Consider the following 23,317-nt stretch of genomic DNA (forward strand, 5'->3'; position numbering starts at 1 on the left):
ATTACTGTTTTTATGGCGTTTATTAATAAGCGGGCTTTGTACAGCACAAGCCGTGCGCTCCATATTTATATTTCTACAGCTTTGTTTTTTTTGCTTATTTTATTTTGCGTTAGCGGCATTGTACTTAACCATATTGATTGGCTTAAAAACGACAAAAACAACGGCCAAGTAAGTACCGCTATTCCTCAAGCGTTAATGGCTAAAGCGAATACTCAACTAGATACATTACCCACCCTCTACCCAGACATAGAAGCGTTTTTTGCCGAGCAATACGCGCTCACTAAAGTTAAAAGCATTGAGTGGGAAAAAGAAGACGCGCTGGTTATGCTCGACTACCCACTACCGGCAGGTTTTGCTTACGCAGAGCTTGATTTTACAACCGGTGAGCTAAACCTAGATTACCAAACCGGTGGCTTTTTAAGCCTGATTGGCGATTTACACAAAGGCCGCCACAGTGGCGCCGTGTGGAGCTGGGTTATTGATATTTCAGCGGTATTGATGATTATTTTTTCAATCACCGGGATGATTATTTTATTTCAAAACAGAAAAAAACGCTTAGCAGGAATATGGATAACCGTTTTAGGCATAGCAACGCCTTTGGTTATTTATTTATGTTGGGTGCCACAAATTAAAGGAGTGTCTTAATGTTAAAAGTAAGTACGGTACTAAGTGCAGCACTATTAATGGTTGCCGCATTATTTCAAACAACTGCGCAGGCACAAACGCCACAGCTAGAGATTGAATTAACCCTACCCGATCTTGATGTACAACCTTACCACCGCCCATACGTAGCTGTTTGGCTAGAAACGCCAAAGCGTAAACACGTAACGACGCTTGCGCTATGGGTTCAAAAAGCAGAATGGTTTAAAGATTTGCGCCAATGGTGGCGTAAAGCAGGTAAAACCGACATTAACTTTGACGGCATAAGTGGTGCAACTAAGCGCTCAGGTACTTACACCATTGACTGGCAAGGTAAAGATTTAGACGGCAATGCCGTAAAGCCTGGCAAATACCTTTTAAACATTGAGGTTGTGCGCGAAGAAGGCGGCCGTGATTACAGCCGCGTAGAGCTTGATTTATCGCAAGCTGGCAAAGTGACCATTGAAGGTAAAAAAGAATTTTCGACAAGTTTTGTAACCGTAAGCACTAAGTAGCTGCTACTTAATCATTTGAATTTAAGGAAATACAATGAAAATTAATTTATTAAAAACGGCTTTAATTGGCGCACTTAGCTTATCGGCGCTGGTATCTACATCGGCAAGTGCACATGGTCGTTGGTTATTACCTTCGCACACGTCATTATCTGGTGACAAAGCGCACTACGTAATGATTGACGCGAGTATTTCTAACGAAATGTTTGCACCCGACAAAGCCTTTAAGCCAAAAGAAAAAGGCGCAGAGTACGACGACACTCTACTTATGGCCCTTGCACCAAACGGCGAAGAAGTATCTGAGACCATTCGTGCTTATTACCTAAAGCGTAAAAGCTCAGCGGCGGTAAGCCTAAAAGAAGAAGGCACTTACCACATTGCCATGACGCAAAAGCCAATGTACATGACCTTCTACAAAAACGAAGAAGGTAAGCGCAAGCGCGTATTTGGTAAAAAGTCAGAAGCTAAATTACCAAGCAATGCAAAAGATGTAACCACAACTAAAGTTATATCTACAGTAGATACATTTGTAAGCCGTAACGGTACTTCTAAGCCTGCACAACTTGGCTTAGGCCTTGAGCTTAGCGGCCCAACGCATCCAAACGATTTATTTGTTGGCGAGCAAGCGCGTTTTCAGTTACTACAAGATGGCAAGCCAGCGGGCGAAGGCATTGAAGTAAGCATTTTAAAAGGCGATACACGCTATCGTAACGAACGTGGCGAAATAAAAGTAACTACCGATAAAAATGGTATGTTCACAACTACGTGGAAAGAGCCTGGCTTATACTTAATAGAAACGTCTAACGATGTTGAAGTAAACGAAGAAGGCGTAGACGCTGGCCGTTATGCTTTATTTACAACACTTGAAGTAGCACCTGAATAATTTTTTGCGTAATTTATAAAATAAATAAAGGCCAAGCACTCGCGTGGCCTTTTTACTTTTTAATAACTTTTACTCACACTCCCCTTGAATTCGCAACCATTCGACACAAGATTGCAACTCGAGCGTTCTAAACGTCTATAGCGGGCGTAAACTGTCATTTTAGTTGTTAACAACTTAGAATAACTTAGACAGTTTTTATCTTTGCACACAGGTAGAGCCTTCTATATTATGCGCTCCTTTGAAAAATCAATAGTCAGCAGCCCTTAAGGGAATCAACATCATGTTAAAGCAATTATCAGCCAAAAAAGTAGCACTTAGCCTGGCCGTTACCTCTGCGCTTGGCGCGTCTTATTCTCCTGCATTTGCTGCAGAACAAGACACTCAAGCACAAGAAAGTATTGAAGTGATTTCGGTTACCGGTACCCGCAGAAGCCTGCGCAGTATTGCCGAAAGTACCGTACCTGTAGATATTATTACCAGTGGTGATATGCAAAGCACGGGTCAGCTAGAAATTAGCCAAATACTGGCCAACCAAGTACCTAGCTTTAACTACCCAAGCGCCACCATGGGTGATGGTACAGACCACGCTAAACCGGCTGTATTACGTGGTTTAGCACCCGATCACACCCTAGTGCTTATTAATGGCAAACGCCGCCATGCTGGCGCGCTATTAAACTTAGCGGGTGTTGTTGGCCGTGGTTCTACCGCTGTTGACTTAAACATGATCCCAACATCAGCCATTAAACGCGTAGAAGTACTACGTGATGGCGCAGCAGCGCAGTATGGCTCAGACGCCATTGCCGGTGTAATTAACATTGTACTTAAAGATGCCTCAGAAGGCGGCAGCGTAAGCGTAACCTACGGCGAGTACGACACCCAAATGGCTGGCGTACCTCAGCTAGAGAGCACCTACGCAGATGCCGATGGCAACCTTGCCTTTAATACCGGTGCCGACCGCGAAGTAAACGACGGCGCAAGTCGTACAATCAGCGCAAACTCTGGTTTTGAGCTTTTAGATAACGGCTTTGTGAACGTATCAATTGAGTATCGTGATAACGACTCTACGCAGCGCTCAGGCTTTGACCCGCGCGAGCAATACGACCGCTTAGAAGATGGCAGCCTAGACCCACGCGAATTTACCATCGACCGTTACAACCACCGCTTTGGTAAAGCAAAGCTTGAAGACTACGCATTGTTTTACAACATGGGTTACGACTTTGATAACGGCTATAACCTGTACTCGTTTGGTAGCTACTCAAAACGCGAAGGTAACTCAGGTGGTTTTTACCGCCGTGCAAAAGACAGCCGCAACGTTTTAGAAGTGTATCCGGATGGCTTTTTACCGCAAATTGAAACCGACGTACAAGATTACTCATTTGCCCTAGGCCTGCAAGGCGAAACTGGCGAATGGACATGGGATGTAAGTACCAACTACGGCCGTAACGACTTTGGTTTCGGCGTTGTAAATAGTATAAATACATCTCTAGGTGCCGACAGCCCAACCGAATTTGACAACGGTGCATTGGTTTACGATCAGTTTTTAGTAAACGCTACGGCAAATACAGTGCTAGATTTTGGCTTGCCAGATGACGTATTTTTTACTGTAGGTGCAGAATACCGCCACGAAAGCTACAAAATTGAGCAAGGCGAAGAAGCTTCTTACATTACCGCTTTAGATAGCGATGGCAATCCAATTGCTGCCGGTGGCGCACAAGTATTAGCTGGTTTTGGCCCAGAAAGCATAACCGATGAAAGCCGCCATAACGTAGCTGTATTTGTTGAGTTTGATACTTACCTAACAGAAGACTGGAACCTTGTTTTAGCGGGTCGCTACGAAGATTACACCGACTTTGGCGATACATTTACATCAAAGCTTGCGTCGCGTTACAGCATTAACGAAAACCTATCACTACGTGGTGCAATTAGCACAGGTTTTCGTGCTCCATCACTTGCGCAAAGCTCGTACCGCCAAATCTCTACCGTACTTGAGAACAACCAACCGTTTGAAGTAGGTTTATTCCCTACCGATTCAGCGGCAGCGCAAGCGCTAGGTGCTGAACAATTAGATGCCGAAGAATCAGTCAACGTAACGGCAGGCTTTATGTACACACAAGGCAGCTTTAGCCTAACTGTAGACGCCTACCGCATTGATATTGATGACCGTATTGTATTGTCTGAAAACCTAGAGGGCGATGCTGTAGTAGAAATACTGCAAAATGCCGGCGAGCTAAACACAGAAAGCGTACGTTACTTTACTAACGCTATCGACTCGCGCACGCAAGGTGTTGATATTGTTGCTACCTACAACTTAGATTTAAGCGATTTAGGTGACTTACGCTTAAACGTAGCGGCTAACTTTAACGATACCGAAGTAACGCACGTAGACGACAACCCAAGCGAGCTAAATTCACTAGGCGATGACTACGTTGTATTTGCACGCCGCGAAGTAGGCCGCTTTGAAGAAGGGACGCCAGATAGCAAATGGAACCTATCTGCAGTGTGGAACTTTAACGAATGGCAAACCACCCTTCGTGCAACGCGCTACGGTGAAGTGGCTGATATTTCAACTACCGCCGATCGCGATGAGTACATTGACCCTAAATGGATCACCGACCTAGAAGTTGCCTACCGCCCAGACGAATACTGGAAGTTTGCAGTAGGTGCAAACAACTTGTTCGATCAGTACCCACAAGCAACGGTAGATAACATTGGTTACTCTGACTTTGGCCAAATATTCCCGTACACGCCATATGCACCGTACGGATTAGACGGGCGCTTCCTATACGGTAATATTACTTACAGCTTTTAATAAATAACCTAAAAGCAAACACTTAAAAAGGATGCCATGTGCATCCTTTTTTAATTACTTCTTAGTGTATTTAACCACTTATTAGTAAATCCACTTTTCATAAATACATCTCACCCCAATAAAATCAATGACTTACAATTGGTCTCGTTTTTGCTCTACTATGCTTATACAAAACAAGCATAAATAACAAACACAAAGGACTAAACATGAGCTCACCAACTGTATCTAACATTACAAAACCACTTTCACTTATTGGCGGCATTTTATTATTAAGCGGCTGTGTGTTTCATATATCGCCAAGCGTTGCCTCAGTAAAACAAACTCAGCAGTTATCACTGCCAAGTAATAACCTAGAATACTTAAACGTATTAAGCGGTGCAGGCTCTCTTGAAATAAAAGGCTCGCCCAATGCCACCAGCATAAGTGTAGATGCCACAATTTTTACCGCCGACATTGAAGACGAATACACGCTTACCCTTGAGCAAAACGGCAAACAAGCTACCTTAGTTGCAAACAACAATACTGCCAGCGGTATGCGTTTTTACAGCGGCCAATCGCCACACATTGATTTAGTGGTTACCGTGCCTAGTAATTTAATGCTCGATATTAATGATGGCTCTGGCGACATTGCAATAAGCGCCATGCAAAATAATATAGATATAGAAGACGGCTCAGGCAGCTTATCTATAAACAGTGCTAAAAACCTCACCATTGAAGATGGTTCTGGCGATATAACCCTTGAAAACATCACCGGTAACTTAACGCTTACCGATGGCTCTGGCAGCGTAAATATTAATAATGTTAGCGGCAACGCCGAAGTTGATGATGGCTCGGGCGATATGCGTATTAGTAATGTGCGCGGCACGTTAACTGTTGAAGACGGCTCAGGCAGCATGGCTATTAATAACATTAATGGCGCAGTAGATGTAGACGATAACTCTGGCGATTTAGTCATTGAGCACGTGCAAGCAAGCGTAACCATTGAAGATGGTTCGGGCAATATTCGTGTAAACCACGCTAAGGGGCTTACCATTACCGAATCGGGCTCAGGCGATGTAAGCATTGATAACATTAACGGCCCAGTAAAAGTAGCCGATTAATTATGACTAAATGATCCATTTTCAGCCACATGACCCATTGTATTTTTAAAGCCACTAAGCCATGCTAAAAGCCTTGATACTATTAGGATATACGCGTGTTAGAAATAGCTTTAATTTACTTAGCGGCGGCCATAGTGGCTGTACCTATTGCCAAGCGAGTGGGACTTGGCTCGGTACTTGGTTATTTAATTGCGGGCATACTAATTGGCCCTTACGCCCTGGGTATTGTGGGGGATCAAACAGATGTAATGCACTTTGCCGAATTTGGCGTAGTGATGATGCTGTTTTTGGTTGGCCTTGAGCTACAACCAGCCCGTTTATGGAAGCTTCGCCATTCAATATTAGGGCTTGGCGGCTTACAGGTCGTACTTACCGCCGCGGCTATTTTTGCGTTTTGTTATTGGGTTTTTACCATGCATTGGCAAACCGCCCTCGCCATTGGCTTAATGCTGGCGCTGTCATCAACCGCTATTGTACTGCAAAGCCTTGAAGAAAAAGGCTGGCTAAAGCAAGAAGCCGGGCAAAATGCATTCTCGGTTTTGCTGTTTCAAGACATCGCCATTATTCCTATTTTAGCGCTCCTACCACTATTGGCTTTTGCGCCGCAAAGTAGCTCAAAAGACATTAGCGACTCAATTATTGCAAGCTGGCCGGTATGGCAGCAAGTTGGCGTATCGGTAGCGGTTATCGCCGCTATTATTGCCGGCGGTAAATATGTGTCGGCCCCGTTATTTAGATACATAGCGCAAACCCACATGCGTGAAATATTTACTATTTTTGCGCTGTTTTTAGTGGTGGCGATTGCCCTTGTAATGCAAAGTATTGGTTTATCTCCGGCACTCGGTACATTTTTAGCCGGTGTAGTCCTTGCCGAAAGCGAGTTTAGACACGAGCTAGAAGCCGATATAGAACCCTTTAAAGGCCTACTGTTAGGGCTGTTTTTTATCACTGTTGGCGCATCAATCAACTTTGAATTATTAGCGGATGAGTTTACAACCGTTATTGCACTCGTTGCGCTGCTTATTGTAGTAAAAGCCTGTATTTTATTTGCCCTTGCTATCACCTTTAATATTAGTAAAAAGCAGCGTTTGCTGTTTGCACTAGCGCTGGCACAAGGCGGCGAATTTGCTTTTGTACTTTTAAGTGTAACCACTACATTAAGCATATTAACGCCAGAGCAAACAAGCCTAGTGACGTTAGTGGTGGCTGTTTCAATGTTGGTTGCGCCACTGCTATTAATGGCTTACGAGCAGCTACAAAAACGCACCAGTAACAGCGCGCCCGAGTTTGATAAGCCCGAGCAAATTAGCAGTGCTAAACACGTTATAATTGCAGGCTACGGGCGCTTTGGGCAAATTATGGGGCGCTTATTACACGCCCAAGGCTACGACATTACTGTACTTGATCACAGCCCAAGCCAAATAGAACTCCTACGCCGCTTTGGCAATACCGTATTTTATGGTGATGCTGCCCGCCAAGAGCTCCTTGAAGCCGCAGGCGCGCACACCGCACAAATGCTAATTGTGGCAATAGACGATGCAGACAAAACCCTCGAAATTATTAAGCTTGCACATAAAAACTACCCGCAGCTTAAAATTGTTGCCCGCGCTATCGACCGCCGCCACGCGTATCAATTACTTAATTTAAAAGTAGATGCCTTTAACCGCGAAACGGTCGACTCGGCCATTAACCTAGCGGTAGATGCATTAGAGTTATTAGGTAACAATAAAGAAGATGCCCAGCGCGCCGGAAAACTATTTAGAGACCACGACCGCGCTGCCGTATTGCAACTAGCCGAATTGTGGGGCGACGACGCCAGCTACGGCGTAGCCGTGCGCCAACGCATGGAAGATTTAAAACAAGTACTGCAACAAGACAAGCAGGCACAAAGTGATTTAAATACCTGCGACAGCGGCGACTGTGAAGACGGCCTAACAGAGCTAGCTGATAGACCCAAAAAGCCTGATGATTCTCATATTGAGTAGTTTAAGCCAGTAGTGTTTTTACAACTAGTGGAGGTTAGATACCTCCACTAGTTATACGCTTATAGATAATCATACAAAGTGTAATGTAATTCATCAGGAAGAGTGTGCTCACATTCGTCAAAGGTTAAGTACGCGTGACAATTTACCTCAGTACACATTAAGGGTTCAACATGTTCAATGAATAACTCACCGTATTCATCGAGATCTATTTTTTTATCTTCTAAACTTTTATTTGATAAACAAATCTGAAACCAATTACGATCGTCTGTTAATGAACTATATACTTCATAGCCTCTGTTAATCCAAAAAACAGCAGGTCTCCCTGGAAAATCTAATTCATTAAGAAAGTTCATCTCAGAGTTATGCGCCTCATAATCCCTATCAATTTGAACAGATTTGGGAATTGCTTTACCTGCTCTAGGTTGTTTTAGCACACATACAACTACGTTCTTTTCAACTATTGTTCTTTGTTCGAAACTCATAGAACCCTCAAATAACGATTTGCTAAACGGCTAATGGCAATATATGGCGACACGAATAACTGCTAGCTGTTTATGTTCGTTTAGCCAGCGTATTTGAATCACCAGTCCTAATTCTTCTGTGTATTTCTCTTTCTGCCGAGCTGACAGCATAAAGGTAATCACCGCCCTTCACAGTAGAAACAATTTTATGATTACAATTTTCACACACGAAATGAGTTTGTTTCTCTTCGAATGACGACCGCCTACAAGAGCTATCATCGTATACCAATGTTGCATCGCAACTTGGGCAATAACACCATAACCCAACAATCTGGTTATCTAGCCACTCCCACTTCCATTTGGCATCATTGATATAATCTTCTGTATATTTTATAAATTCAGGGGCTTCTTTTTTTTTGTATCAACGCAATATAGATATTAATTGAACCAATAAATGCCAAAGTAAATAAAATAGCCAATACCCAGCCAGGTAAAGAATATGAGCTTGTTATAACCTCTCTGCACCAGATAAAAATAGACCATAACCATTTAGCAGCTTGTTTGAGATAATGCAGTGAATCAGGAATAATTAAAAGAACAACTCCTCCTACTACTGTCGCGATTACTCCATTTCGAATTGTTTTTGCTGAACTATCACTCATAACTCCCCTTATGCATTATCCTGCGACACTTTCATAAAACGTCCCTATTGTATGAACTCTATTAATAACAAATAGTATAAATTTTTACCAACTATTAATAGTTTTCGGCAGGTGGTGTTTATTTATAAAAAGAGGCATTACTTAGGCGAGAATTTTTTAAATTAACTTTATTTTAAACAAAAATTTGTAGCCCATAACCGCTTGCTGATTAAAGTATAAATTACCTACCAACACAGCAAGCTCGTTTTACGCCACATTAAAACTCAACTAAAACCTAGTGGTGGTGTCCACCTTGAATTGCTTTACCTTGCTGGTTATAAAACCCCGTTGCGCCGTGTTCTATAAAACCTAGGTTGATCATTTTTGCTAAAAACGGGTCGTTTTCGTTATCGCCTATGTCGGCGTAGTCGGTGGTTTGAAAGCGATCCCATTTGGCAAACTGTGCGGTTATTTCTGCTTTATTACTGTTTACCTCGTTAAGGCTTAGCAAAGTATGGGTATCGCTTTTTTTATTGGTTACGCTAAAGCTTTTAACCAAGTTTGATTTGGTAAATAAAGCGAGTTTAAATTGGTTGTCGCCCTCAGAAAGTGTGTAGTTTTTTACTTCATCGCAGCCGTTGCCTTGGGTGTTAACTAGGGTCATTTTTTCAATTAAATGCGTATCCACCAGCTGATTTTTAGCGCTCCAACTTTGTACACCGCGTACCTCAGATGGCTGATACTCAATACCGCGTTGCTGGGCATTAAAATAACGAATTGGGCGAATTTGTTTGTTAGCTAAGTGCTGCCAAAGCTCAGTAATAACTTCACGCTGATGCGCAACTTGTGAGTTGTTTCGCCAAAGCGTAAGTGATTGCGTGCTTTGCTCGTTTTTATGAGTATTGGTAATTTTATAGTCGGCTTTTAAATGCGCGCTATCAATATTACATTGCTGCGCTAGGGTGTTGGTACTGGCAAGTGTTGCCATTAAAAATAATGCTAGTTTCATTAAATTATCTCTTATTTAAACGTCACTGTAATAGGCATTACCATACCCATTTACAGTGGCATTTTTATGACATAAAAAAACAACCCGCATAGCGTACGAGTTGTTTTTAAATACCTCATTTTTAATACGTACTTTATGTGCTGAGCGTACGTATTAAATTACTTATGGCGTTACTTTTTCATCAGCGGTAGTTACTAAGTCTGCTGCAAAGTCCATTACATGGAATAAAAAGCTTTGCTCGTTAGTGCCTGTAACTAAGTGAGCGCCTGGGCCCATTGCGTATACGCCAACATCTTCACCTGCGTGAGTTTCTGAGCCAAGTGGTACAAGTGCCTCTTGGTGAAAGCCCGCTGAAGTTGTATCAACATCGGTTAAATCTACACGCCCTGTAACAGGTGCAAATGCATAACCTGCATCGGCATCGGTTTCATCGCCTAAATCTCTAAAGCCGCCACCGTTGGTGTAGCCAACTGTGGTATATGGCATATCGTCGGCAGCTAGACTTGGCTCGGTTTCTCCTACGGCAACAACTTTACCTAATATTGGGTTACCACGTTTAGGGTAGCCTGCAATAGTAAATACGTGGCTGTGATCGGCAGTTACTACTATTAGCGTTTCTTCTGGGTTAGTGTTTTCCATTGCCACTTGCACAGCTTTTGCAAATTCTACTGTGTCGTTTAGGGCATTGTAGGCATTACCCGCATGGTGCGCGTGGTCAATACGCCCTGCTTCTACCGATAAGAAAAAGCCATTGTCGTTGTTATCTAGTACGTTAATTGCTTTTTCGGTCATTTCGCTAAGCGAAGGCTCGCCCGCTACATCGTTTGCGCGGTCGGCTTCGTATTGCATGTGTGATTCGTTAAATAAACCAAATACTTTAGTGGCATCGTCGCTAATTGCATCAAAACCAGTTTGGTCCATAACGTAAGTGCCGCTTGGGTAAGTTGTTTGCCACTCGGTTACTAGGTTGCGGCCATCAGTACGGTCGCCTTCTACTGCGCTTACTGCATCGGCTGAATTTGCTGCTTCATCTTTTGGTAAAAAGTGACGACGTCCGCCGCCCATTACAACATCAATGCCATCAACATCAATACCCGCATAACGCGACTCTAAGTTGGCTTCAAAGTTAACAAGTTGCGATGCAATATCTTCACAGGCTTCAGTGCCCTCTGGCATATCTGAGTTATCTTCCCAGTTACGGTCAGCCGATTTAGCATACGTTGCTGCAGGTGTTGCATGGGTAATACGTGCTGTTGAAATAAGGCCGGTTGCTTTACCTGCTATTTCAGCAAGCTCTAACGAGGTAACTAGTTCGTTGCCTGTTACCGTGGCACAGTCGCCGCGTTCAATGTCTTCATCTACACCAATTACGCCCACATCGGTTTTAACACCTGATACCATTGCCGTCATTGTGCCTGCTGAATCCGGCGTTTGTGCATCTACGTTGTAAGTTTTAACAAAACCTGAGTACGGCATTTTTTCAAAGCTTAACTGGTAGTCTTCACCTAAACCGCCTTCAAGCTGGCCTGCTAAAATACGTGCAGCTGTTACGGTAGAAATACCCATGCCGTCGCCAACAAATAATATAACGTTTTTCGCTTTGCCAGATTCAGTCACCACTTCGCTATTAGCTTGCTGTGTTGCCGCAAGCTTTGTTTGTGCATCGCCATACCATGCGTTAGTAGTTAGGGTGGCAAGTTGCTCGCTGGTAAGTGACGTAGCAGGTGCATTACACACTAAGTTAGAAGAGGTAACTTCGTCGCTATCTAGCACGCCGTTGCCGTTTGTATCTACGCCAGTTTGGGTTTCTACGCCGCCATTAACACATTGCTCAGAGCCTACTGCAATGGTGTTATCTACCGCGAGAATATTATTTTCGTCTTTGTCGTCGTCACTACAACCTGCTAGCGCGACCATTACTGCTAAAGAAAGTACTGTTAATTTGTTCATGTTAGCCGCCATTATTGCTGAGTTAGTTCAAGAGCTTGATTAATTAAATGAAATACTACGTTTTGCTCAATTACACCTTGAGCTAGCTGTGCGCCTGGGCCTTTTGCATGCAGCGAAATATCTTCACCGGCATGGGTTTCTGAGCCAAGAGGGACAGTGGTTTCTTGGTGAAAGCCAACATTGGTAGTATCAACGCCAGTAAGCTCTACACGTCCAGCAACTGGGCCAGTTGTATATGCTGCATCGGCATCTGTTTCATCAACTAAGTTTCTAAACCCTAAACCATTTGCATAGCCTACTGTGGTGTAAGGCATATCGTCGGCAGCAAGGCTTGGTGTGGTTTCACCTACGGCAACTACTTGGCCTAAAATTGGGTTACCGCGTTTAGGGTAGCCAGCAATAGTGAATACGTGACTGTGATCGGCGGTTACTAAAATAAGGGTTTCTTCTGGGTTGGTATTATCTACCGCAGCTTGCACGGCTTTAGCAAATTCAATGGTATCGTTAAGTGCGTTGTAGGCATTACCCGCGTGGTGTGCGTGGTCAATACGGCCCGACTCAACGGTTAAGAAAAAGCCGTTTTCGTTTTTACCTAATACATCAATTGCTTTGCTGGTCATTTCGCTCAGCGATGGCTCACCGGCAATATCGTTTGCGCGGTCTGCTTCGTATTGCATGTGCGATTCGTTAAATAAGCCAAACACTTTAGTGGCATCGTCAGCAATGGCATCAAAGCCTGCTTGGTCCATAACATAAGTACCTTGTGGGTATTGTGTTTGCCACTCAGTAACTAAGTTACGCTCATCAGTACGATCGCCCTCTACAGCGCTAAGTGCATCTGCTGAGTTAGCTGCTTCATCTTTTGGTAAAAAGTGACGACGTCCGCCACCCATTACGAAATCAAGGCCGTCTACGTCGGTACCTACAAAACGTGCTTCTAGGTTTTTTTCAAAATTAACTAATTGCGATGCAATGTCTTCACATGCAGTTTCGGTTTCTGGCATGTCTGAGATATCTTCCCAGTTACGGTCTGCCGATTTTGCATAGGTTGCCGCTGGCGTTGCATGGGTAATACGCGCTGTTGAAATAACACCGGTTGCTAGGCCTTTAATTTCAGCAAGTTCTGTTGCTGTTAAAAGCTCATTACCCGATACAGTTGAACACACACCGCGCTCTATGTCTTCGTCTACACCAATAACGCCTACATCGGTTTTAACCCCTGAGATCATCGCGGTCATTGTGCCTGCAGAATCTGGTGTTTGTGCATCTACGTTGTATGTTTTTACTTGTGCTGAGTACGGGAACTCTTCAAAGCTTAAATAACCTTCTTCACCTAAATCGCCCGCTCTTTGTCCTTTTAAAATACGTGCTGCGGTAAGGGTAGATACACCCATGCCATCGCCTACAAATAAAATAACGTTTTTAGCTTTTGTTGTTTGCTGGCTTTGTGCAAGCGCAGTTTTTGTGGCGAGTGTGGTTTGGGCATTTGTATACCAGTCATTGTCTGTTTGGCTTTGTGGTAATACATCGGCATGACTTGCAGCACTTAACATAAACGTTAAGCCAACTGCCGCAGCAACTTTTTTAATTTTCATCCTTTATTATTCCCATTGTGTAGTGGTTATTTTTTGCTTGAAGCGTAAACCTCAAATAAGTAACCGCTGCACTATAGAAAATAGATGTGACCTCTAAGAGTACTTTTAATTAAAAAACAATGACTAAACCATGACAAAATTAAGACACAAAAAAGCGCAGCGGGTTAAACGCTGCGCTTAGCACAATTTTCACAAGGATATATTTATAAAATTAAAAACGTGCCTTAAACGATACACCAAAGTAGCGCTCTGCATCACGCGGAATTTGGTAACGGAAGTTGTCGCCACTGTAGGTGGTTACGTAGCTTTCATCGGTTAAGTTTTTAGCAATAAGCGATACTCTAAATGCATCATCTTTAAACGATAAACCCACACTTGCGTTTAAAATACCGTAATCTGGCAGTAACGCTGCTGGGTTAAACTCGCCTACATTGTTTGGTAGGTCTGAGTATTGCTCGTCGGTGTAAATGTAAGAGCCGTTTATATGAATATTAAAGTCTTGCTCGGTTTCAATAAAGTAATCAGCACTTAGTGAGTATTTTAAATCTGGCGAAAACGGGACATCTAAGCCAGAGCGGTCAGTACATGAGCCTGCTTCTACTTCTGCCGGACAATTAAACTCGTCAATTTCGGCCTGAATGTACGCAATACCACCAGTTAAAGTAAGTGAGTCGGTAGCTGCCCACATAAAGTCAACCTCAGCACCTTGTGTACTTACATCACCGGCATTGGTTAAACGGGTAATACAAGTGCCGTCTGAACAGTCAAAGTTATTGGCTTGAAAGCCTTCAATTTCGGTTCTAAATACGGCAAAGTTAAATACAAAGTCGCGGCTTGCGTATTTGTAGCCTAACTCGTATGCGTCTGACTCTTCTGGCGATATTTCGCGGCTATCGTTATCTGGATTAAAGTTGTAGTACACGTTAAAACCAGGGCCTTTATAGCCTTGCGAGTAAGTACCGTAAACCATTTGGCCATCACCTAGGTCGTATTGCATACCTAAACGACCCGACACATTGGTTTCTTCTGCACTGCCTGATTCGTCAGTATTTAGTGCTGCTGAGCGTACACCTACACCGGTGCGACCAAATTCGTCATTGCTTACGCGGCGGTGTGTGTACGACACTTCATCGTCGGTATAACGAATACCAAACAGTACACGTAAGTCTTCAGATAAATCGTAAGTACCATCGGCAAAGGCTGCCCAGTTGTTAAACTCGGTGCTCATGTACGCGGTTGCCGATACAATATCGTTAGCATTACAGCTTACACCTAAGCTTTGTGTGTAGGCGTCTAAGTCGGCCAATGCGGCATCAAGCTCTGCACCAGTTAAGTTATTTTGTGCGTAATACGCCATTGCAGCGTCTAGTTGGCCACCGTTATTTTGACAACTCGCGTCACGGGTAAAGTTACGTTGTGAGTCCATGTTCCAGTAAAATAAGCCAGCCACATAGTTAAACGGACCCGCTAGGTTTGAAGTAACTCTAAATTCTTGCGAAAACTGATCCCACTGCTGAGCACCTAAATCGTGTAATTGAAAGGGCGCGCCAAATACAGGTTCGTTACTGTCGCCAGCAATTGAGGTAAAGTCGCCTTCGCGGTATTCGGTGTTATCCCACGAGCGCTGCGCAGTAATAGAGGTGTATGTGTAGTCGCCAATGGTTTTATCAACCTGTACCGAAAACGCGCTGTGTTCGTCAATAGTGCGCGACTCATAGTCGTGATCAACTTTGCGCTGGTCTAGGTCAATATCGGCCACACCATCAACAATACCGTTGCTGTTAGGGGCTGCGTCTGAATCTGGGTTACGGCCACTTGGCAGGGCTTCTAAATCGGCACAACAGTCGTCGTCGGCGTTATAAAATTCGGCAATAAATTTAACGTTTAAGTCATCGCTTGGCTCGTATTTAAATACAGCACGTGCGCCTTCACGGTCGTAACCGTTTACTTTTTCGTTGTTGTAAACGTTATCAATGTAGCCATCAAACTTACCTTTAAACACGGTTAAGCTTGCTGCTAAGTCGTCGGTTAAGCCGCCGCTTACCACGCCTTTAAAGCGGTATTCGTTGTCTTGATAAAACGAGGTTTCTACGCTGCCGGTGGTATCGTACGAAGGATCTTTGGTTGTAATGTTTACCACACCCGCCGAAGCATTTTTACCAAATAGTGTACCTTGTGGGCCGCGCAGTACTTCAATGCGAGATACATCGTATAAATCGGCAAAGGCTTGACCAGAGCGGCCAAGCACCACGCCATCAACTACGGTTGCCACACTTGGCTCAGCAGCAATACTAAACGAAATAGTACCAATACCACGCACTGTTAGCGCTGAGTTACGGGTTGTGGTGCCTTTTCTAAAACTCACCGAAGGCACAAGTGACTGCAGGCCTTCCATGTTATTAGCAAACGCCGAATCAATCTGGTCGCTATTAAGCACAGACACCGCAAGTGGTACTTCGTTTAGGCTTTGCGTTCGTTTTTGTGAGGTAACAACAATTTTTTCAAACTGGTCGTTATTGTTTTGCTCTGCTTGTTGTTCAGTTTGCTCTTGCTGCGCATGTGCTTGCGTGCTTAGTGCTAAACCCGTTGTCATTGCTAACGTGACTGCCAAGCTTAAGACGGACTTTTTAGCTCTCATGTCATTCTCCAAATTGTGCGTGTGTGCTGTTAAATTACCGCGCTAGCAAGTGTGTGGGTTGCTAAAAAGCGGTGCCAGAGTGTTGTAGTTATTTTCCTTATATCTCTTATGTCTTATATAAGAGATATAAACTTAAACAAACTTATGTTCTATTGCAAACATTATGTGAATAAAATGTGATTTAAAATTTGTATAAAGAATATAACGGCGCATTATGTCGCCTTAGCAACGCCGATATGCGCCAAGCTGCTTTGGTAACGCTTATGCCATCGGCGTACGCTCCACCAGCTAAGCACAAAGGCGCTAATCCAAACAGCAATTAAGCTTGGTACAAAGTACACGCTGGTGCCACCCACCAATCCAAGCGGAGAAAACAGTATGTACAAGCTTATAATTAAGCTCACTAATACAATCGCGCAAGGCAGTGCGTATTTCCACGGGCTTAGGTTTACCTCGGCTTTGCGGGTAAAGTTCCATGGTGTGGCAAGAGGTTTGTAGTAGCCAATACCTAACATAATGGCCAGCTCAATAAAGAATAATATGGCGTAAATATGGATAAAGTTAATATCTACATCCCACACAAATTTAAGCAAAGTGTAGGCAATAACATGAAAAACAATAGCCACTTTAGCGCCCAGTGCAGGCACTTTGCGAGTAAATAACCCCACGAGCACAATTGTGATGACCGGAATGTTGTAAAATCCGGTAAATACACGAATTATGTGCCATAAACCTTCTGGCGCAAACATCAGTAATGGCGCGGTAATAAACGATAAAACAGCAATTACAATACTGGTAATTTTGGCCACTTTAATCAGCTTTTCGTCGCTTACTTTGTCTTTTTTCATGGGTTTGTATACATCTAAACAAAACAACGTGGCGGCACTATTTAGCAGTGAATTAAACGAGCTAAATACCGCACCTAATAGCACCGCTAAAAAGAACCCAGATAAGTACTGAGGCAGTACATCTTTAACTAAATGTGGGTAAGCTAAATCTATGGTTTGTAAGCTTTCGTGCTTATAAAGGTGATACGCAATTACGCCTGGGATCATCATCATAAAGGGTACTAGTACTTTAAAGTACCCTGAAAACAACACGCCCTTTTGGCCTTCTACTAAGTTTTTAGCGCCCAGTGTACGCTGGATCACGTACTGATTGGTGCCCCAATAAAATAAATTAGCGAGGATCATACCGGTAAAAATGGTGCCAAATGGCACGGGATCGTCACTGCTACCAATGGCGTTAAGCTTTTCGGTATCGGTGTTTACCAATGTGCTTAGGCCATCGGCAAAATTGCCATCGCCAAGGGCAATAAGACCAAGGGTAGGCACTAAAATACCAATAATTAATAACCCAACACCGTTAATGGTATCTGATACCGCAACCGCCTTTAAACCGCCGAACACCGCGTAAATAGCGCCCACAGAGCCCACAATAATAATGGTGACAATTAAGCTTGCTTGATAGCTTAAGTTTAATAAGGTGGGCACATCAAACAGCCTAAGAACGGCAATTGATCCTGAGTACAAAACAGAAGGGATCGTTATAAAACAATACCCTACCATAAATAAGATCACCGTCATACGGCGTACGGTATCGTCAAAACGATCCCGTAAAAATTCAGGCAAGGTAGAAAACGCGCCGGCTAAATACCGCGGTAAAAAGATCAGCGCCATTATAATGGTAGATATCCCAGCTGTTACTTCCCACGCCATAGAACTTAGGTTGTAACCATACGCTGACCCATTTAGGCCAATAAGTTGCTCGGCCGATAAGTTAGTGAGGATCATCGACCCCGCTATAAATGTACCTGTTAAACCACGCCCCGCTAAAAAGTAGCCGTCTTGGGTATTAACTTCCCCTTTGGTTTTTTGGTACGAGATATATCCTACCAGCGCCATAAACGCTAAGCACGATAGCAGTGTCATGGTAATGTTCATACCTTCCATCTTGCGCCCCTTTTAGCTTACTTTACTCGGTAAAAAGTAAGCTAATATCTTTATTATTGTGTGTTACGTGTGTTGTGTGTGTGTTTGCTATTAACCGAGTTTTATTTTGGCCATGCTGTTAGCTGGCTCATGTCTTGCTCTGTGTGTTGAACCTCTGGGCCTAGCATGAGCGTATCGCCTTTACGAACAAATACGGCCATTTGTGTAAGCTCAAGTGTTTCTTCGTAATACTTGCCGCCTTGGTACGCCTGCCCATCAGAGAATCGCACCCACTCGCCTTGTGGTAAATAAAATTTAACTTTACCGTTTGGTACAACACATGGCACCACAAGGAGTTTTTCGCCGCACATAAATTGCTGATCAAAACTATGTGCCAGTACGTCATCAGGAAACGCCAATGCCATAGCACGCTGAATAGGTAGCCCTGTTTGCTGCGCTTGCTCTGCACATTCTTGTAAGTACGGAATTAACTGATAGCGTAATTTAAGCGCTGCAAATACTGCGTCACTTGCTTGCTCGGTGTATGACCACGGTTCGCGTGGGCCAATACCATGTAAGCGCATATGTGCACTAAATATCGACGCTTGCGCCCAGCGTACATAAAGCTCTGCATCGCGGGTGTCTTTGTAAAATCCGCCAATATCGGTTGCAAAAAATGGCCCGCCCGACATGCCCCACGCTAAGCTGCCGCGAATGCTCGCCGCTAAACCTTGCCAATCGGCCTGTGGGTCGCCGCCCCATTGTGCTGGGAAACGTTGGCTGCCTGTCCATGCTGAGCGGCTAAACAAAAATGGCCCTGTTTTACAGTATTTTTCGGCGGCTTCATAAACGCAGCGGTTATACAGCATGCTATAAACATTGTGTAGTCTAATGCCGCTGTCGCCACTGTGCGATACCATGTTTTCGTCTTCTAGCTGTTCGCCAAAGTCTGCTTTTATCATATCAACGCCAAGCTCAAACAGAGGCTTGTGCGACTCCAGCCAGTATTCGTAAGCATCGGGATGAGTAAAATCTAAAATACCCGACTCTGGTAATGGCGTAAGTACTTCGCCAAATGGGCTTAAATCCCACTCGTATTGATACGCTTTACCTGTGCGTTTGTCTTTTATTAGCCAGCCGTTTTCGGCCGCTTTAGCAAATAATGGGTTGTTTACCGAGATCATTGGGTATTCCCACACACAAATTTTAAAATCCATGGCTTTTAATTCATCAAGCACAGGTTTTGGGTCGGCGTAACGTGTTGGGTCCCATTCAAAGGCAAAGCGGGTGTCGGTGTCTTGCCATGCGCGGCCATCAAGGGTAATTACATCGCACGGCATATTTTTAGCGCGTACTTCGCGGGCGACACTTAATAGCTCGTCGGCATCTTTGTAATATGCTTTTGATAAAATAACACCAAAACTCCATTGTGGTGGTACCGGTGCAAAACCAGTTAGCTCGCAGTAGCGATTAATGCTTTGTGCAGGCGTTTGCTCTTGGTATAAAAATACATCTAGCGCGTCGTCTTCTACTAAACACACATAAGCACGTTGCGACCAAAGTGCGTAACCTACGCCATGTGTAACGGGCGCCGGCGTGTGTACAAATAAATTCCAGCCCTCTGGGCTCCATGCGTATGGCGTATTTTTATAAGACTTTTCGGCGTTTACGCCCAGCGCATCGTGGTTGTATGAACGAATAAGTTGGCCGCGTTTATCAAGCTTGCCCCATTTTTCGCCAAGGCCGTAAACGGCTTCGTCGTAATTAAGCTCTAGGCTTAAAATCCAGCCGTTATCGGTTTTGGCCAGTGGCGGTAAACGGTGCTGGCGCACAAAGTGGCCATCAGTTGCTGATTGCTGTACTAATTTATCGTTTTTATAAAGCTTAAAGTAAAAAGGGTCGCTGTAAAATTCTAAGCGGTACTCACCGGCGGTGGCTGCAAAGCCTTGGTCTAATTTATTAAGTGATAGCGGTAAGTTTGAAGGGGTGGTGGTTAATATTTTAAACGTCTCGTCATGCGTGGAGCCTGCATTTAAACGTAAACCAAACTGGCTTATGGTAACGCTGACCTCGCCAAATTGAGTTGGTAAAACTAGCACATGGCCTTGTAATTTAGGCTCTGCAGTTAAGCGTGCTGGCTCTATTGCGTTCCAGTCTGGCTCACGTAATTCAAATGCATTCATGGGAGTTCCTTAACCAATTATTAGTCTTGTATAAGACACAAGTTAAATAATTGTAATCCCCATGTCAATGTAAATAACCCTAAGATGAATTATTTACATCGTTACTTTTAAAATATGCCCGGTGCCGATGTTGCCACCAGCGAAACGCCACTTAGGCCAAGCAATGCGATTGCTATTATACGAATCCATTTTGCATCAACGTAAGGCGTTAATTTACGAGCAAATTGCGTTACTAATAATACCAGCGGTATGGCCGCTGCAATTAAAAACATAATGTCGAGCTCGGGTAAGGTGCCAAATAAGGCAATACCAACGCGGACTAAGCCACCAATGGTAAATACCGCAAGTAAGGTGCTACGAATGGCCTCAATAGACCAAGCTTGTTTATAGCACTGAAACACCAATGGCGGCCCCGACGTTGAAAACAGCCCGCCCAGCAAGCCACTTACGCCACCGGCAATTAAAAACGAGCCACGCCCGCTTTGCTTATTTGCTCTATCACGGCCAATTAGCATTAAGCCACAACATAGCAAAATACTAATACCTAAAATAAAGTTTAAAAACTGCGTTAAATGCGCCGACATATATTCAAGCAATATAAAACCTAACAGCATTAGCGGAATACCGGTATACAACATAAGTTTAAGCTCGGGCACTTTTACTGTACTGCGATTTTTAACCACCACAGTGGTTGAGTTAACCAAACCCAATAAACTCACTAAAAAGGTGGTGGCAGTGAGCGGTAAAACATCTAGCAACGTAAAGCTTGCAACCACCAGCAACCCAAAGCCAAACCCGCTAAGCGTTTGCATTATGGTGGCAAGGCTTAGGCACAACGCCATAAGCAAGATGAGTTCTAACGAAATACTGAGCACTTTAAATATCCTACGTGTGCGCTATTGTAGTGTAACGATTTGTTTTTAGGCATAATGTAAAAACAAACTGTATTTCAATAGTTCACAATTAATTGAGCTTGCGCAAAACTGCGCAAAAAGTTTCACCTATGATATAAATACAGGTGGATTAAATTTAATGGTAAATAACAATGAGTAACTCTATGTTTGATCACAAATTAAGTGGCCCAAGCTTGGCTTTTCAACCACTTTACTTACAAGTGGCTGATTATATTAAACAGCTCATTGTTGAAAGACGCTGGGTACCTGGCGAAGTATTACCGAGCGAGTTTCGCCTTGCTGAAGAGTTTAACGTAAGCCAAGGCACTGTGCGTAAAGCGCTTAATTTATTAACCGACGATAAAATAGTTACTCGCCGCCAAGGTGTTGGTACGTTTGTATCTGAGCATACCGCGCAAGATGCCCTGTTTAGGTTTTTTCCGCTACAGGCCGACGGTAAAGGCGCCGACCTACCTAAAGCCGAGCTATTGTCGGTTGAGCTTTGCCCTGCACCACAAGATGTTATTGATGCGCTGCAACTTAATAAAAAAGACAAAGTTACTAAGCTGGTACGCAGACGCATTCTCGATAACGAATTTTGTATGAGCGAAACTATATATCTACCACAAAGTTTCTTTCCTGATATACATCAAAGTAGTGATATTCCACACACATTGTATCATTACTACCAAACCAAATTTAACCAAACCGTGCATAAAACCCAAGACAGCATTAAAGCCGTTTTAGCAGATGAAACCGACGCTAAACTGCTCGCTATTAAAACCGGTGACCCTTTATTGTTGGTATCGCGCATTACCGAATCCATCGAAGGTAAACGCATTGAATACCGTTTAAGCAAATGCCGTAGCGATCATTACCACTACCAAATAGAACTTGATTAATTAACCGCGCTTTAGCCGCGTGTAAGTTATATTAGCGCATACTTATTAAATATTTTTTAAAGGCAGCAAACGCTGCCTTTTTGCTGCCTGTAGGTTTTTTAACACCTTTCATTTATTCCCTTGTGGTTAACACAGTGTTGACACTGTTAGATTCGTATAATAACTTATGTCTTATACAAGACCAAAGTCATTATGCAATTTTAACAGGAATTCCCAATGAGTTCATTAAATAACATCCCGCCAGTCGGGTTCGGTTTATGGAAAGTAGCACAAGAAGATTGCGCGCAAACGGTGTACCAAGCTATTAAAGCAGGCTACCGCCATCTTGATTGCGCATCAGACTACGGTAACGAAGAACAAGTAGGCGATGGCATTGCTCAAGCAATAAAAGACGGCCTATGTACCCGCGAAGAATTATGGGTAACATCAAAACTATGGAACACCTTTCATGCGCCAGAGCATGTAGAGCTTGCCATTGATAAAACCTTGAGCGATTTAAAGCTCGACTACCTCGACTTATACTTAATTCACTTTCCGATTGCGCAAACGTTTGTACCAATCGAAACGCGCTACCCACCAGAGTGGTTTGTAGACCCAGATGCACAAAACCCACAAATGGAGCTGGCAAAAGTGCCGCTGCATGTAACGTGGCAAGCAATGGAAGAGCAAGTACATAACAACAAAGCAAAACGCATTGGTGTGTGTAACTACTCAAGCGCGCTTATTCACGATTTAATGACCTACGCCACCATTAAACCCGCCATGCTGCAAATTGAGTCGCACCCTTATTTAACGCAAGAGCGCTTAGTAAGGCTTGCCAAACAGTACGATATTCCGGTTACGGCGTTTTCACCACTGGGTGCGCTTTCGTACCTTGAGCTTGAAATGGCCGATCAAACTGAGTCGGTGCTTGAGCAAAGCGTGGTAAAAGCTGCGGCGCAAAATCATGGCAAAACACCAGCACAAGTTGTACTGCGCTGGGGTGTGCAACGCGGCACCGCCATTATTCCTAAAACCTCTAAATTTGAGCGCATGAAAGAAAACCTCGCGCTGTTCGACTTTGAATTAACAGAGCAAGAAATGGCGCAAATTTCTGCGCTTAATAGCAACCGCCGTTTTAACGACCCTGGGCACTTTTGTGAAGCTGCCTTTAACCGTTTTCACCCTATTTACGATTAGGATAATA

Annotated in this window: 17 protein-coding genes; 8 read left to right on the forward strand and 9 right to left on the reverse strand. The window is 43.7% G+C overall.

Annotated features, from left to right (window positions below):
• Positions 1–12 precede the first annotated feature (12 nt).
• From MTN96_RS23475 to MTN96_RS23500, 6 genes are all read left to right on the forward strand, one after another.
• Positions 13–645 (forward strand): PepSY-associated TM helix domain-containing protein, encoded by a 633-nt coding sequence (locus MTN96_RS23475; RefSeq protein WP_248532857.1) that lies wholly within the window; start codon positions 13–15, stop codon positions 643–645.
• Positions 645–1,154, forward strand: a complete 510-nt coding sequence (locus tag MTN96_RS23480) for a DUF2271 domain-containing protein (protein WP_248532858.1) — start codon at positions 645–647, stop codon at positions 1,152–1,154. The genes MTN96_RS23475 and MTN96_RS23480 overlap by 1 nt, the downstream gene beginning before the upstream one ends.
• A gap of 34 nt (positions 1,155–1,188) precedes the next feature.
• Positions 1,189–2,034 (forward strand): DUF4198 domain-containing protein, encoded by an 846-nt coding sequence (locus MTN96_RS23485; protein ID WP_248532859.1) that lies wholly within the window; start codon positions 1,189–1,191, stop codon positions 2,032–2,034.
• 280 nt (positions 2,035–2,314) lie between these two features.
• The gene (locus MTN96_RS23490) at positions 2,315–4,843 is read left to right on the forward strand and encodes a TonB-dependent receptor (RefSeq protein WP_282452098.1); all 2,529 of its coding nucleotides are present in this window, start codon (positions 2,315–2,317) and stop codon (positions 4,841–4,843) included.
• A 206-nt stretch (positions 4,844–5,049) separates the two neighbouring features.
• Complete coding sequence (locus MTN96_RS23495) at positions 5,050–5,943, forward strand: DUF4097 family beta strand repeat-containing protein (protein WP_248532860.1); 894 nt, start codon at positions 5,050–5,052, stop codon at positions 5,941–5,943.
• A gap of 95 nt (positions 5,944–6,038) precedes the next feature.
• Positions 6,039–7,928 carry a monovalent cation:proton antiporter-2 (CPA2) family protein gene (locus MTN96_RS23500; protein WP_121638168.1) on the forward strand — a complete coding sequence of 630 codons (1,890 nt, stop codon included), beginning with the start codon at positions 6,039–6,041 and terminating at the stop codon, positions 7,926–7,928.
• 59 nt (positions 7,929–7,987) lie between these two features.
• Here MTN96_RS23500 and MTN96_RS23505 read toward each other — a convergent pair whose 3' ends face one another.
• The 9 genes from MTN96_RS23505 to MTN96_RS23545 form a co-directional block, all read right to left on the reverse strand.
• Positions 7,988–8,410, reverse strand: a complete 423-nt coding sequence (locus tag MTN96_RS23505; protein WP_248532861.1) for a hypothetical protein — start codon at positions 8,408–8,410, stop codon at positions 7,988–7,990.
• Positions 8,411–8,787: 377 nt separating this feature from the next.
• Positions 8,788–9,051 (reverse strand): hypothetical protein, encoded by a 264-nt coding sequence (locus MTN96_RS23510; RefSeq protein WP_248532862.1) that lies wholly within the window; start codon positions 9,049–9,051, stop codon positions 8,788–8,790.
• A gap of 274 nt (positions 9,052–9,325) precedes the next feature.
• Complete coding sequence (locus MTN96_RS23515; RefSeq protein WP_248532863.1) at positions 9,326–10,039, reverse strand: hypothetical protein; 714 nt, start codon at positions 10,037–10,039, stop codon at positions 9,326–9,328.
• 162 nt (positions 10,040–10,201) lie between these two features.
• A complete protein-coding gene (locus MTN96_RS23520; protein WP_024034005.1) occupies positions 10,202–11,989 on the reverse strand; it encodes an alkaline phosphatase in 1,788 nt (595 codons plus the stop codon).
• Between the two features lie 11 nt (positions 11,990–12,000).
• Positions 12,001–13,584, reverse strand: coding sequence for an alkaline phosphatase (locus MTN96_RS23525; protein WP_055255433.1), 1,584 nt, complete (start codon positions 13,582–13,584; stop codon positions 12,001–12,003).
• A 211-nt stretch (positions 13,585–13,795) separates the two neighbouring features.
• A complete protein-coding gene (locus MTN96_RS23530) occupies positions 13,796–16,222 on the reverse strand; it encodes a TonB-dependent receptor (RefSeq protein WP_096042505.1) in 2,427 nt (808 codons plus the stop codon).
• A 212-nt stretch (positions 16,223–16,434) separates the two neighbouring features.
• Positions 16,435–18,174, reverse strand: coding sequence for a solute:sodium symporter family transporter (locus MTN96_RS23535; protein WP_174694616.1), 1,740 nt, complete (start codon positions 18,172–18,174; stop codon positions 16,435–16,437).
• Between the two features lie 101 nt (positions 18,175–18,275).
• The gene (locus MTN96_RS23540) at positions 18,276–20,336 is read right to left on the reverse strand and encodes an alpha-xylosidase (protein WP_096042506.1); all 2,061 of its coding nucleotides are present in this window, start codon (positions 20,334–20,336) and stop codon (positions 18,276–18,278) included.
• Between the two features lie 107 nt (positions 20,337–20,443).
• Positions 20,444–21,211, reverse strand: a complete 768-nt coding sequence (locus MTN96_RS23545) for a sulfite exporter TauE/SafE family protein (RefSeq protein ID WP_004586028.1) — start codon at positions 21,209–21,211, stop codon at positions 20,444–20,446.
• 170 nt (positions 21,212–21,381) lie between these two features.
• Between MTN96_RS23545 and MTN96_RS23550 the strand changes: the two genes are divergently transcribed.
• Both MTN96_RS23550 and MTN96_RS23555 read left to right on the forward strand, forming a co-directional pair.
• On the forward strand, positions 21,382–22,131 hold the full coding sequence (locus MTN96_RS23550; protein ID WP_096042507.1) for a GntR family transcriptional regulator: 750 nt from the start codon (positions 21,382–21,384) through the stop codon (positions 22,129–22,131).
• 216 nt (positions 22,132–22,347) lie between these two features.
• Complete coding sequence (locus tag MTN96_RS23555; protein ID WP_248532864.1) at positions 22,348–23,310, forward strand: aldo/keto reductase; 963 nt, start codon at positions 22,348–22,350, stop codon at positions 23,308–23,310.
• Positions 23,311–23,317 lie beyond the last annotated feature (7 nt).

The sequence above is a fragment of the Pseudoalteromonas sp. 2CM28B genome, assembly GCF_023161935.1.